Source organism: Enterococcus hailinensis (assembly GCF_045862035.1).
Taxonomy (GTDB): domain Bacteria; phylum Bacillota; class Bacilli; order Lactobacillales; family Enterococcaceae; genus Enterococcus_A; species Enterococcus_A hailinensis.
Genome location: NZ_BAAFRV010000007.1, coordinates 108,722 through 121,788 on the forward strand (window position 1 = coordinate 108,722; position 13,067 = coordinate 121,788).

A 13,067-nucleotide genomic window follows, 5' to 3' on the forward strand; every position below is an offset into this window, starting at 1 on the left:
AAGCCTCAATAGACTTTAAGCTTATGTTTCTTCTTTTGGTTTTAAAACATCTTGCCACTCACTCATTTGATCAATAAATTTTTTACTCTTCAAATGCAGACCGATATATTCATCATATAATTGATCTAATGTTTGGCGGATCGCTTTTTTGGTTTCAGGTTTTAAATTGATGGTATTGATAGCATCATAATTGATACTATTAAACATGCGAATAAAATATACTGCTCGTGGATCTGCATGATAACGATGTGGATCCATTGACCAATGTTCCTGGCATAATACCCCATTATATTTTGATGAATAGTCAAAAGCACCGGTCGTTTTTCCACATACTCCGCAGCGTTGCCAATTCAAAGCGACACCAAAACGTTGCATGATCTGAACTTCAAAAATATTCATGATCGTTTCGCCATCGGCTCCATCATTCATTCGTTGGAGCGCATCTTTTGTAAATCCATACAATGCTGGATCATAAACATGGTCTTCAATAGCTGCATCTGCTAACCCTAAAATATAAGAACCATACGCATTTAAAAAGATATCTTCTTGCAATTTACGCAACGGCTTTATTTCTTTGGCACTATTCAAAAATGACAAGCCATCTGTTTTTAAATTTCCAATAAAAACAGCTTCAGTAAATGGTTGGATCGCTGTTTGCAATGGATTATTCGCCCGATGAGCACCTTTAGCAAAAAACATGACTTTGCCCGCAGATTCTGTAAATATCTTGATCAATTTGTCCTTTTCCTTATAATCTCGACTAAACAAAATCATTCCTCTTGTTTCACCGATTTGAGCCATGTCATTCACCTTCCTCAAGTAAGAAAAAAGGCTGTGACACTACGCCACATCCTTTCCTCCGATCAAATCATTTTTTAGCGACTTAATAATCGTCTTTTCGATAACCATAATCTTGTAGGTAAGTTTGTTTATCGCGCCAATCCTTTTGGACTTTAACCCAAAGCTCTAAATAAACTTTATCCGCAAGCAATGTTTCAATATCTTTTCGGGCTTGAATACCGATATTTTTCAGCATCTTACCACCTTTACCGATAATGATTCCCTTTTGACTTGTTCGTTCAACAATGATCGTTGCTTGAATATGAACTTTATCATTCTCATCACGTTTCATTGAATCAGTAACAACCGCCACTGAATGAGGAACTTCGTCTCTTGTTAATGTTAAAACTTTTTCACGAATCAATTCAGAAACAATAAAGTATTCTGGGTGGTCGGTAATTTGATCATCTGGGAAATATTGTGGACCTTCATCCATTTGGTCTACTAATGTATCTAAAAGATGTTCAACATTGTTTCCTTCGGTCGCCGAGATTGGGATAATTTCTTTGAAATCCATGATTGTCCGATAATCATCAATAATGGCTAACAGAGCATCTGGATGAACCGTATCGATTTTATTGATAACAAGATAAACCGGGACTTCCTGTTTGCTTAAACGTTCCAAGATGAAATCATCTCCGCGTCCACGTTTTTGATCTGCGCTGATCATGAACATGATCGCATCTACTTCCCGCAACGCACTGTAAGCCATCTCTACCATATAATCGCCTAAACGATGTTTTGGTTTATGGATTCCGGGAGTATCGATAAAAACGATTTGTGCTTCAGGAATCGTATAGACTCCCTGAATTTTATTTCTAGTTGTTTGAGCTTTATCACTCATGATCGCGATTTTTTGACCTACGATGCGATTCAATAATGTTGATTTACCGACATTTGGACGACCAACGATGGCTACGAAGCCAGATTTATGTTCTGTCATAAATAAATTCCTTTCGTTTAAGAAAGACTTTACGATTTAAGCACGTACGCTTTCGTAAAGACTAATACTACAAATTCATGTGGGCTAAAAAAATTTAAAGAAAAAGCTTGATGATTTTAGGCAGAAAAATGATCGCACCTACGATTGCTGAGAAAGCCGAGGTTACTAATACTGCTCCAGCAGCCATATCTTTGATTTTTTTTCCGATTGGATGAAAATGAAAATCCGTGACCATATCAACAACATTTTCAAAGATCGTATTGATGATTTCCACTATCCAAACAAGAAAAACCGCTAAAAAGATCCATAACCATTCTAATACAGAAACGCGAAGTAAGAAAGCGACCAAAATCGCCATTAGACCAAACACAACATGCGCACGCATATTTCGTTCTTCCTGAAAAACCGTTCGAATACCTTGTAACGCAAATTCTAAAGAAGTGATAAAATGCTTATTTTTCTCTGTTTTATCTTTTAAGTCCATAGGCATCTAATATCTCTTTCTGTAGACCAAACATCTCTTTCTCATCTTCAGGCGTCATATGATCATAGCCATTGATATGCAGGAATCCATGAACGGCAAGAAAACCTAATTCGCGATCGAAGCTATGGCCATAATCTTCGGCTTGTTCTTTGGCACGTTCAATCGAAATCATGATGTCTCCAAGGTTCCGGGGCATTGGATTTTCTTCATCCATGATAATCGGAACTTCACCTTCACCTTCTTCTTCTAAGGCAAAGCTGATCACATCTGTTGGTGCATCCTTTCCACGATAATCACGATTGATCACTTGGATCGCCGCATTATCCATAAAAGTCACCGACATTTCTGTATCCTTCGGCAACGCTAAATGATCCGCTGCAAATTGTAAAATACTATCGATTTCTTGGATTTTTTCCTCAGAGACTTGCTCTGTTTCATCAATAAAAGTTATATCCATTATGCTTCTCCTTTATTCTCTTGCTCTTCTTTCATTTTTTCAGCTTCTGATTTCATTCTTGGGTATTTGATCCTTGAATGGAATGTAGAACTCAAGCCGCTGATCAATGATTTTTCAATGATTCGAATCTCTTTTAAGGTCAAACCCGATTCATCTAGTTGGCCATCGCTGATTCGTTCTTCAATCAAGTTATGCACAAACTCTCTGATCTTTTCGATGGATGGATGATCCATTGCTCGGACAGCTGCTTCACAACTATCCGCAATATTAACCACACCCGCTTCTCGTGTCTGTGGTTTAGGCCCTGGGTAACGAAACTCCGCCTCAGTTATCTCTGGGTTTCGTTCCTTTGCTTTGAAATAGAAGAATTTCATTAACGTTGTTCCATGGTGTTGATAACAAATATCGATCACCATTTGAGGCATTTTATATTCTTTTAAAATTTTTGCCCCTTCGATCACATGTCCAAAAATAATCTGCTTGCTATCTTCTGGTAATAAGAAATTATGTGGATTCTCTGCTCCAGTTGGCAAGTTTTCAACGAAAAAGTTCGCATGACGAATTTTTCCAATATCATGATAATAACAAGCAACTCGTGTCAGCAGTGAGCGACCGCCAATTTCAGCGACCGCATTGGCACTCAGATTGGCTACCATCATAGAGTGATGGTAGGTTCCAGGTGCCTCTTCTAACAGTTGTTTCAACAGCGGATGGTTCGGATTACTTAATTCATTCAACGTAATCACTCCGCTATCGGTTACTAACAATTCGATATATGGCTGTAAACCCATCCCCATAATGAAAGATAAAATACTGGCAGCTACTGCACTTAACAATAGACCCCACGTTTTACTATCCGCAAAAGATAATCCTTGATAAACACTCAAAACAACGGACCAAACAATCGGAAAAGCCACGATCCATAAAAGCGCTTGTTTGATTTGATCAGATAATCGTTGTTGTTTGACCATAATAGCTAGGATTCCAGAAAAAATATATGTCATCAAAATGACTGGTAACATATTGGTTCCCACAGCGCTATAGTAGATCAATAGTGCGAAAGCCGATTGGAATACAGCTGATAATGCTCCTGCTCTGCGATTAACAAACACCGTTAAAATCAGCGGCATAAATGCAGCGGGGAAAAATAATGCCAAATTATTCGCATTGCTATTTTGAAGGACTTGCAAGATTTTCATAATCGAAATACCGATAATCATCGTGGCACTATAAAACAAGACAAAGCGGACACGCTGAAATTCTACATCGAATTGACGACTATAGAACCACAGTAAAACGCTTTGTAGTAAGACAGCTAATACCATGGCAATCATCGGAAAAACGGAGGTACTCGAACTTGTTAGTCCTAGTAATCTCAATTTATTGATCGCGTTCGAATCGATCTGACTTCCTTCACGGACGATCACTTCACCTTGGTAGATCATCACTGGCTGAACTGAATCACTCGCTTGTTCTTTTAATTCATCCGTTCGTTTTTGATTCAACGTATCGTTGATCACGATACCCAGATCGATCAAATAACGCATGACTTGATTTGATTGATCAGACAAAGACAATGCTTGAATACTCTCTGACGCTTGCTGCTTATAGCCAGAAAGATCACTTTGACGAATCCGTTTAGCCATTTGTTCATCGATCAGTTTCAAACTTTCAGTTTCAACTTTTTCTAAATCTGCTGTACTCAACTGTACAGCGACTTGATAGAATTCCTCCGGAAACTGCTGATAGAAAGTAACAGTATCCTGATCTAAACCTTCAAACTTCTTTTTCACTGCCGCTACTCGCTCATCTGTCGTAGGCTGAGGAATCTTTTCCCCATCTTTGGCTTGCGAAACTTTTGTTTGATAATTTTTATCCAACTCGCTATTTGATTTTTCTATCAATGTGATCAATTGACTGATACGATCATGTTGCGTTTGAGCCAAATCAGATTGATAAGTGTATTCTGGTGTCACTGCTTCTTCTGCTAATTGCCGTTTTTGCTCTGTTTCAGCTTTGTTTTCAATCGTTTTGTTGGCACGGATACTTTCCGTAGCTACTTGTCCCTCTTTGTAGTCAACGCTTTTTTGGATGACACTTGTCACCATGATCAAGATTAAAATAAGCGAAAAAACACCCAGAATGATCGGAATAAACTTTGAACCCAACTTTTTCAGCAAGTTGTTGATTGGTCGATTTAACATCCCATTCCTCCTAACTAGCCTTTGTTGTTCTTCAAGTTTTCATGCTCATACGCTTCAATGATTTCTGCGACAACGGGATGACGAACGACATCTCCAGCTTCAAAACTTACAAAACGAATTTTTTTGATTCCTCGTAATGTTCGCTCTGCATGGATTAAACCGCTTAGTTGCCCTTTTGGTAGATCGACTTGTGATGTGTCACCATTCACGATCATCTTAGAATTGAAGCCTAAACGAGTCAAGAACATTTTCATTTGTGAGATCGTCGTATTTTGCGCTTCATCCAAAATGACGAATGCATCATCTAAAGTACGGCCACGCATATAAGCAAGTGGCGCAATTTCGATTACTCCACGTTCTAATAAACGATTCGTATGTTCCATCCCAAAAATTTGATGTAGTGCATCATACATTGGACGTAAATACGGATCGACTTTCTCCTTTAGATCTCCTGGTAAAAAGCCCAAACTTTCTCCCGCTTCCACTGCTGGTCGAGTCAAAATAATTCTTTGGACTTCTCCTTTTTTCAAAGCTGCAATTGCCATGACGATGGCCAAATATGTCTTACCCGTCCCAGCTGGTCCGACACCGAAAACAACATCGGATTTTCGAATCGCTGCAATGTAACGACTTTGGCCAATATTTTTAGGCCGAATTGGTTTACCATTACGATCTTTTAACAATTCTTCTTCATACATCATTACAAATTCGTCTAAATGATTGTCACGCCCTAAACGTAGTGCCGTCATTACATCGGGTGTGGCTACTTTAATCCCGCGATCGATCAAAATTTGTAACGCACGAATGATCTCCATTACCAACTTAACTTCCTCTTTAGGTCCGATAATCTGAATGGTCTCACCGCGTGTATTGATCGTTGTCTCGGTATTGTCTTCTAAAAATTTTACATGTTTATCATGGGTTCCCAAAAGCATACTGATGTCGTCTTTGCCATCAAGCTTTATTTCTAACGACTCAAAATCGTTGTTATTCAACAAGCGTTCTCCCCTTCGTTTCATCATTTCCTTCCTATAATACCACACTCTAAATAAAAGAAAAATTGTCTAAACTTTTACTAAAAAAATCATAAACTCTTTAGTTATTTAAGTATGAGATTATTCAAAGTTTTATAGTTTTTTTACACCGACAAAAAAAGCCGAGAGAAAATTCTCTCGGCTCATGATTGCTGCTATTGTAGAAGCTCTTTAACGATTGCATTAACTTGATTGCCATCGGCTTTGCCTTTGACTTTCGGCATCACTGCACCCATCACTTTACCAAATTCCTTTGATGAAGTCGCTCCTGTTTTTGTAATTGCTTCTTGAACAATTGCACGAATCTCAGCTTCTGAAAGTTGAGCTGGCAGATATTTTTCAACAATTACGATTTCCTTTTTGACTTTATCAGCCAAATCGGTGCGATCAGCTTTTTCAAACTCAGTCAAAGAATCACGACGTTGTTTCATCTCACGAGATAAAACGGTCAATTCTTCTTCATCATCTAATTCCTGACCTTTTTTGATCTGCTCATTTTGAATCGAAGCTTTAAGCATCCGGATCACTTGCAAAGACTCTTTATCCTTTGCTCGCATCGCTTGCTTCATGTCTTCATTCAAGGTAGTAAGTAGTGACATCGAATCACTCCAATCACAAACTAGAATTTCTTACGTTTTCTAGCTGCTTCTGATTTTTTCTTACGTTTCACGCTTGGTTTTTCATAAAATTCACGTTTGCGAGATTCTTGTAGAGTCCCTGCTTTTGAAACGGAACGTTTGAAGCGACGAAGAGCATCGTCAAGAGATTCATTTTTACGAACCACTGTTTTTGACATATAAATTCCCTCCCTCCGGGCTTGAAATGTAACCGTTTTTGTTATTGAAATGTACTTTCAAAAAACAAGACCGTCCATAAGTCATTATATCTAATGGGCTATTTTGAGTCAAGGTGCCCGATGATTTTAATTTTTAATTTATTCATTAAGTTTTTGACAATTTTCGCAGCGTCCAAACAATTCAAAACGATGTCCTTCGATCTCACATCCACTTAATTGCTCTTCAAAGAAGTTCATTGGACACATGTGGACCTCTTTAGTCTTACCACAAACCGTACAAATAAAATGATGATGATGATCAAAATTCCCGCTGCAGCTAAAGCGGAACTTCATTTCTCCCTGCAGTTCAGTATCTTCAATCAAACCAATCTCACAAAATTCTCTCAAGTTACGATAAACTGTATCATAGCTTAAACCCGGAAATTGTTCATTCAAATAATCATAAACTTCACGAGCAGATACATATCGATTACGTTTAATCAAATAGTCTAACAATGTCTCACGTTTTTTTGTATATTTAAAACCATTTTCTTTTACCTTTACTAAGGCTTTTTCCAACAACGTCGTCTGTTCCATAATATCCCTCATTTCAAGTGTAATGATTCCGAACAACCTGTATGGTATAATAGATTATTACCGATTGCAAGGGGGAGTACTTTATGGACAGTGAAAAACAAAATGACTTAGTCACTATTTTTATCATCTCCGATTCTGCTGGAGAGACTGCTTCTAAATTAGCACAAGCTTCAATGGCGCAATATCCGACCGTTGAATTTTGTTTGTTTCGACGAACCTTTATCCACAGCGAAGAATTACTTATGAAAGCATTAAACGATGCTAAAGCAGAAAATGGCATGATCATTTATACATTGATCGATCCAAAACTTTCAAAAATCGCGCAAGAATTTTGTGCTCATGAAGATTTATTCACGATGGATCTACTAAATCCTGTAGTCAATGAAATCGGCAAACGTGCTCAAATCGACCCTTCTGGTGAACGCGGCGCCTTACATCATTTAAATGATAATTATTTCAAGCGAATCAAAGCGATGGAATTTGCTGTAAAATACGACGACGGAAAAGATCCGCGTGGTTTTCTAGAAGCAGATGTCGTATTACTAGGTGTTTCACGGACTTCAAAAACACCTTTAAGTTTATATTTGGCCAATAAAAATTTAAAAGTAGCGAATCTGCCCTTGATTCCTCAAGCACACATTCCAAAACAATTATTTGAAATCGATCCGAAAAAAATTGTTGGCTTGACCAATGATCCTGAAGTGTTGATCGGTATCCGTAAAGAACGCATGCGTGCTTACGGTCTGAATCCTGAAACAGCCTATTCCGATCGCGAAAAAATTCAAGCTGAATTAAAATTTGCTCATGACCTTTACCATAAATTAGGCTGTGAGATTATCAATGTAGCAACACTTTCAATCGAAGAAACAGCTGCCATGATCATGAATGCTTTAAATCTTGACGATCACAGCTATTACTTTATGGAAGAAGATGCAGAAAGCTGAGCCTATTATGCTCTCAGCTTTCTCTTTTTTTGTCTTTGGCGAATCTCCGCTAATTTATACGGCGTTAATTGATAAACATCATTCAACCAATTATGATAAAACAAATGTGCATGTGCCCGCCAATAATTATTGATTTTCCCGTCTTCATAATAATTTTCTGGTGGATCCGTAGGGATTCCTCGTTCATGATCCCGAAGATATTCTTTAGCTAAAGTATCTGTTCCATACTCAAAATGTCCCAACATAAAAATGTCATGTTCGTCTTCTGATATTAAAATTGCCGACTGTTCCCACTGATCTTTTGCCACGACTTTGATGGGGCTTTGTTGGACTTGAGCTTCATTGATACCAGTATAACGTGATTGCGGCATCCAAAAACGATCATCAAATCCACGGAACAGCCGATGATCAGATTGTAGTTCTTGTTGGAAGATTCCAAATAATTTTTGTTTAAAAGGGACTTTTTCAATTCCAAAATGATGATACAACCCTGCTTGAGCGCCCCAACAAATATAGATCACCGAAGTAACCGCTTCTTGGCTCCACTCCATGATTTCTACTAATTCTGGCCAATAATCCACTTCTTCGAAAGCTAATTGTTCGATTGGCGCACCAGTGATGATCATTCCATCGTAACAAGTCGCTTTGATTTGCTCAAATTCCAGATAATATTTCGCTAGATGTGTTTTATCTGTATGTTTGTGCTGATGCGATCGAATTTTTAAAAAATCAACTTCGATCTGTAATGGGCTTTGACTAATCAAGCGTAATAAATCAATCTCCGTATTGATTTTTTGCGGCATCAAATTTAAAACCAATAATTTAAGCGGACGGATATCTTGTTTCTCCGCACGTGAATTATTGATAGCAAAAATATCTTCTGTTTCTAATATTTTTTTAGCTGGAAAATCTGTTTCCAAACGAATTGGCATGTTCTATTCCTCCATTACTAACGATTAATAAAAAAATCCGTCCTTTCAATATATGAAAGGACGGATTTTTCCGTGGTACCACCTTGGTTCAATGCTCTTTTAAGAACATTCTCTTGTCGTATTGCTACGTACAGCTATATCGGGCTTTCCCGTGTCTTTAGCTAGACAAATACTCCCAGACCATCTTCCAATTGACTGCTGCTGCTTTTTCTCAGCGTACCAAAGCTCTCTGTCGAGTCCAATCAACTGTACTCTTCTTTTCTACGTATTTTAAAATATTTGAACGCCCTCTTTTTCAATTGAAAGGACTTCGATCGTTGCTTTTCCATCGATGCCTTTCAAAGCACGTACAAGCTTTTTAGTTTTTTCGGGTGCTGATAAAACTAACACTGTTGGACCTGCACCGCTTAAAAAGCTGCCATAACCTCCATAGACTTTACAAATTTTACGAATATCAGCTAGATGAGGAACCAAACGTAAACGATATTTTTCATGCAAAATATCGCGTTCCATCATTTTTCCAGCTAATGGCAGATTGCCATTTAAAATTGCCGCGATCATGACATTTCCGATTGAGCTAGCCTTGACCGCATCACGATAACTCATTTCTGTTGGTAAAACAGCACGACTGTTAGCCGTCAATAGTTCATGATCAGGAATGTAGGCAATCACATCGCATTCAGGAAAATAATGTTTTACAAAATTGACTCTGCCTTCGTTATAACTTGCAACTACAAAATCCCCGCAAATAGCTGGTGCAACATTATCTGGATGGCCTTCGATTTTTGTCGCATAAGCAACTTTTCGCTCGGTCGTCATACCTAAATTTCCTAAACGATTGGCTAACTCAATCCCCGCAACAACAACTGAAGAACTACTGCCCAATCCACGAGCGATTGGAATATCTGAAGTCATCGTCAAATAATGTGGTTTTAAATGCGGAGCTAACTCTAATGCAGTTTTGATCAATAGATTATTTTGATCAGAAGGAATTGACGCCCCTAATTGATGTTCGATCTGCCATTGGTTTGTTTCGTGACCGATTTCAATCGTTAGATATTGTGACAAGGCAATCCCACAAGAATCAAAACCTGGACCTAGATTAGCACTCGTTGCAGGGACTCTGATTTTCATAGCGCCGCCACTCCTTCACGCAGATGTCGACGCATGTCCTCAAGGTCACTCATTTTGTTAATTTTGATTGTTGTTTGATTAATCGCAGTATCGGGATCTTTTAAGCCATTTCCGGTAAAAACAGTAACGACGGTTTCTCCAGGTTTGATCCGACCGTTTTTCACATGTTGGATCACTCCTGCTAAAGAGGCTGCCGAACCCGGTTCAACAAAAACTCCTTCTTGTGAGGCAACTTTTCGATAAGCATTCAAAATTTCGTCATCTGTAACTGAATCAATATACCCGTTTGATTCGTCACGAGCATTCTCTGCGAGTGTCCAACTAGCAGGATTGCCGATCCGGATTGCCGTCGCCACTGTTTCCGGGTTTTTAATAGTTTTTTTCTGAACGATGGCTGCAGCGCCTTCTGCTTCAAAACCATGCATCCGTGGTAGATCAGTTCCTTTTTTTGTATGCCATTCTTTGAAACCTTTCCAATATGCTGAAATATTTCCAGCATTTCCCACTGGAATCGCCAAAACATCTGGAGCCTTTTCTAATTGTTCACATATCTCGAAAGCCGCAGTTTTCTGTCCTTCTAAACGATAAGGATTTACTGAGTTGACTAAAGCAACAGCCTCAGTTTCTGCGATATCACGAACTGCTTCTAAAGCTTCATCAAAATTTCCGAGGATCGAAATGATATCTGCTCCATAAGCAATTGCTTGAGCTAATTTTCCTAACGCAATTTTTCCATCAGGAATCACTACATATGCTTTGATCCCTGCGCGTGTCGCATAAGCTGCTGCTGCCGCACTGGTATTTCCCGTTGAAGCACAAATGATGGCCTTTGCACCCTCTTCTACTGCTTTGGCTACTGCCATGACCATGCCCCGATCTTTGAATGAGCCGGTAGGGTTGAGACCTTCATATTTCCCATACAGTTCAATCCCTAATTCTTTTGATAGATTCTTCAATGGAATTAATGGGGTATTTCCTTCAGCTAATGCTAGTTGAGGCGTATTTTCAGTAATCGGTAAATAGTCCTGATATTTTTTTAATAATCCTTCATACATAATTATTCCCCCATAACTTTCATTGATGATAACAAAGTAAAACCTTTTTCCTCATTAATTGCTTTTTTGATCGCTTCAATGTTTGTTTCCGACGTTTCATGGGTCACTAAAACAACTCGAGCATTTTTACTTTGATTTTTTTCTTGCACTACTTGTTCAAAACCGACTTTTAATCGTGTCAGGATCTCAGCTAATTTTAAAAATTGTCCTGGTTCATCCGGCATTTCTAACGATAAAAAATATTTGCTCATAATTTTATTTGCCGGAATCAACTTAGTTGGTTGCGTGTACTCAGTAAAACGATGGCCAATCGTATCGAGTTGGATTTTGTTTACGATCGTCATTAAGTCAGCTACGATGCTTGTTGCTGTAGGTCGAGCGCCTGCTCCAGGTCCATAATACATCGATTCACCAATACCCGAGCTTTTAATAAAAACAGCATTCATTTCATTGTGGATCGATGCTAATGGATGTGTGCTAGGAACTAAAACGGGACTTACTTCTACAGCAATGCCGTCTGTTCTTTTGATGGTTGAACCGATCAATTTTACTGTATAGCCTAATTGTTCTGCTGTCACCACATCGGCTGCTGCCAAACCGCGAATCCCTTTGATCGTTACTTGATCCATTTGAACAGTCATTCCAAATGCAAATTTACTTAGTATGATCATTTTATACGCAGCATCGATACCATCTACATCATTGGTCGGGTCGCTTTCAGCAAAACCTAAACGCTGAGCTTCTGCTAAAGTTTCTTCATAAGTCTGATGTTCTTGCACCATTTTAGTTAACATATAATTAGTCGTTCCATTAACGATCCCTAAAACTTCAGTGATCTCATCAGCGGCTAAACTATTTGCGATCGTCCGTAAAATGGGAATGCCGCCAGCTACACTAGCTTCATAATAAAGATTGCGATGTTGTTCTTGCGCTAACGCAGCCAATTCACTACCATACTGGGCAATCAAATCTTTATTCGCTGTCACAACATGTTTTCCAGCTAGAAGAGCTTGTTTGATATAACTTTTAGCCGGTTCAATTCGTCCCATAACTTCCACAACTATCGTGATTTCCGGGTCATTCAAGATGGATTCTAATTCAGTCACTAATTCTAATTGATATTTTTTTGCTAACTTTTTTTTGTTTTCATCTGGGCGAACCAAGGCTTTGGTTACGGTTAGCGGACCACTGATGCTGTTTCTGATTTTTTCTTGATGATCGGATAAAATTTCTAAAACACCAGTCCCTACGACACCTAAACCTAGTAAGCCTACCTTGACCGCTTTTTCCATAATCCGCCTCCAATTAGATTGCATTATCATTAAATCTATCATTTATTTTTAATATTTAGCTATCAGTATAACAAAAAAAAACTAAAAAAAAAGAGCTTTTCCGAAAAAGGAACTGACACTATAATTAGATACAATTAAAAAAGAGCACCTCAAATTTAGTAAAATAAATTTGGAGGTGTTTTTCTAATGGCAAAACATAATTATTATCCGGAGAAATTAAAAATTCAAATCGTTGAGAGATTATTAGCAGGAGAATCAGGTTCCTCCCTTCGGGAAGAATTTAATATCCCAAGTAGAGGAACAATATATAGGTGGAAACAGTGGTACATGAAAGGAGAAATTCACCGTTTAAAAACTTCTTCAGGTCGTCCTTTAG

Annotated in this window: 15 protein-coding genes and 1 other annotated feature; of the genes, 2 read left to right on the top strand and 13 right to left on the bottom strand. The window is 38.4% G+C overall.

Features of this window, described 5'->3' with window-relative positions; translation table 11 throughout:
• Positions 1–21: 21 nt before the first annotated feature.
• From recO to ACKTSC_RS07495, 9 genes are all read right to left on the bottom strand, one after another.
• Entirely contained in the window at positions 22–801 is a 780-nt protein-coding gene (recO, locus tag ACKTSC_RS07455) for a DNA repair protein RecO (RefSeq protein ID WP_407857252.1), read from the bottom strand.
• An 82-nt stretch (positions 802–883) separates the two neighbouring features.
• Positions 884–1,783 carry a GTPase Era gene (gene era / locus ACKTSC_RS07460; protein ID WP_332581139.1) on the bottom strand — a complete coding sequence of 300 codons (900 nt, stop codon included), beginning with the start codon at positions 1,781–1,783 and terminating at the stop codon, positions 884–886.
• Positions 1,784–1,877: 94 nt separating this feature from the next.
• Positions 1,878–2,273 carry a diacylglycerol kinase family protein gene (locus tag ACKTSC_RS07465; protein ID WP_332581138.1) on the bottom strand — a complete coding sequence of 132 codons (396 nt, stop codon included), beginning with the start codon at positions 2,271–2,273 and terminating at the stop codon, positions 1,878–1,880.
• Positions 2,251–2,724 (bottom strand): rRNA maturation RNase YbeY, encoded by a 474-nt coding sequence (ybeY, locus tag ACKTSC_RS07470; RefSeq protein ID WP_332581137.1) that lies wholly within the window; start codon positions 2,722–2,724, stop codon positions 2,251–2,253. Before ybeY ends, ACKTSC_RS07465 begins: the two co-directional genes overlap by 23 nt.
• The gene (locus ACKTSC_RS07475; RefSeq protein ID WP_407857253.1) at positions 2,724–4,928 is read right to left on the bottom strand and encodes an HD family phosphohydrolase; all 2,205 of its coding nucleotides are present in this window, start codon (positions 4,926–4,928) and stop codon (positions 2,724–2,726) included. Before ACKTSC_RS07475 ends, ybeY begins: the two co-directional genes overlap by 1 nt.
• A 14-nt stretch (positions 4,929–4,942) precedes the next feature.
• Positions 4,943–5,947 carry a PhoH family protein gene (locus tag ACKTSC_RS07480; protein ID WP_407857254.1) on the bottom strand — a complete coding sequence of 335 codons (1,005 nt, stop codon included), beginning with the start codon at positions 5,945–5,947 and terminating at the stop codon, positions 4,943–4,945.
• A gap of 170 nt (positions 5,948–6,117) precedes the next feature.
• Positions 6,118–6,561 (bottom strand): GatB/YqeY domain-containing protein, encoded by a 444-nt coding sequence (locus ACKTSC_RS07485; RefSeq protein WP_332581134.1) that lies wholly within the window; start codon positions 6,559–6,561, stop codon positions 6,118–6,120.
• 20 nt (positions 6,562–6,581) lie between these two features.
• Positions 6,582–6,758 (bottom strand): 30S ribosomal protein S21, encoded by a 177-nt coding sequence (gene rpsU / locus ACKTSC_RS07490; RefSeq protein WP_002356740.1) that lies wholly within the window; start codon positions 6,756–6,758, stop codon positions 6,582–6,584.
• Positions 6,759–6,896: 138 nt separating this feature from the next.
• Positions 6,897–7,334 carry a Fur family transcriptional regulator gene (locus ACKTSC_RS07495; RefSeq protein WP_332581133.1) on the bottom strand — a complete coding sequence of 146 codons (438 nt, stop codon included), beginning with the start codon at positions 7,332–7,334 and terminating at the stop codon, positions 6,897–6,899.
• Positions 7,335–7,417: 83 nt separating this feature from the next.
• On the opposite strand from ACKTSC_RS07495, the gene ACKTSC_RS07500 reads away from it, so the two are divergent.
• Positions 7,418–8,278: a pyruvate, water dikinase regulatory protein gene (locus tag ACKTSC_RS07500; protein WP_407855465.1), complete on the top strand. Its 861-nt coding sequence runs from the start codon at positions 7,418–7,420 to the stop codon at positions 8,276–8,278.
• A gap of 5 nt (positions 8,279–8,283) precedes the next feature.
• Here the strand turns inward: ACKTSC_RS07500 and ACKTSC_RS07505 are convergent, their stop codons facing one another.
• The 4 genes from ACKTSC_RS07505 to ACKTSC_RS07520 all read right to left on the bottom strand — a co-directional run bounded on the left by ACKTSC_RS07505 (position 8,284) and on the right by ACKTSC_RS07520 (position 12,691).
• A complete protein-coding gene (locus ACKTSC_RS07505) occupies positions 8,284–9,210 on the bottom strand; it encodes a homoserine O-succinyltransferase (RefSeq protein WP_407857255.1) in 927 nt (308 codons plus the stop codon).
• Positions 9,211–9,263: 53 nt separating this feature from the next.
• Positions 9,264–9,483, bottom strand: a binding site (T-box leader).
• A complete protein-coding gene (gene thrB / locus ACKTSC_RS07510) occupies positions 9,481–10,344 on the bottom strand; it encodes a homoserine kinase (RefSeq protein ID WP_407857256.1) in 864 nt (287 codons plus the stop codon). Its footprint overlaps the feature before it by 3 nt.
• Complete coding sequence (gene thrC, locus ACKTSC_RS07515; RefSeq protein WP_407857257.1) at positions 10,341–11,399, bottom strand: threonine synthase; 1,059 nt, start codon at positions 11,397–11,399, stop codon at positions 10,341–10,343. Before thrC ends, thrB begins: the two co-directional genes overlap by 4 nt.
• Positions 11,400–11,401: 2 nt before the next feature.
• Positions 11,402–12,691: a homoserine dehydrogenase gene (locus ACKTSC_RS07520; protein ID WP_407857258.1), complete on the bottom strand. Its 1,290-nt coding sequence runs from the start codon at positions 12,689–12,691 to the stop codon at positions 11,402–11,404.
• A 186-nt stretch (positions 12,692–12,877) separates the two neighbouring features.
• Here ACKTSC_RS07520 and ACKTSC_RS07525 point away from each other — a divergent pair.
• Positions 12,878–13,067 (top strand): helix-turn-helix domain-containing protein (locus ACKTSC_RS07525; RefSeq protein ID WP_407857206.1); only part of this gene is annotated, 190 nt, incomplete at its 3' end.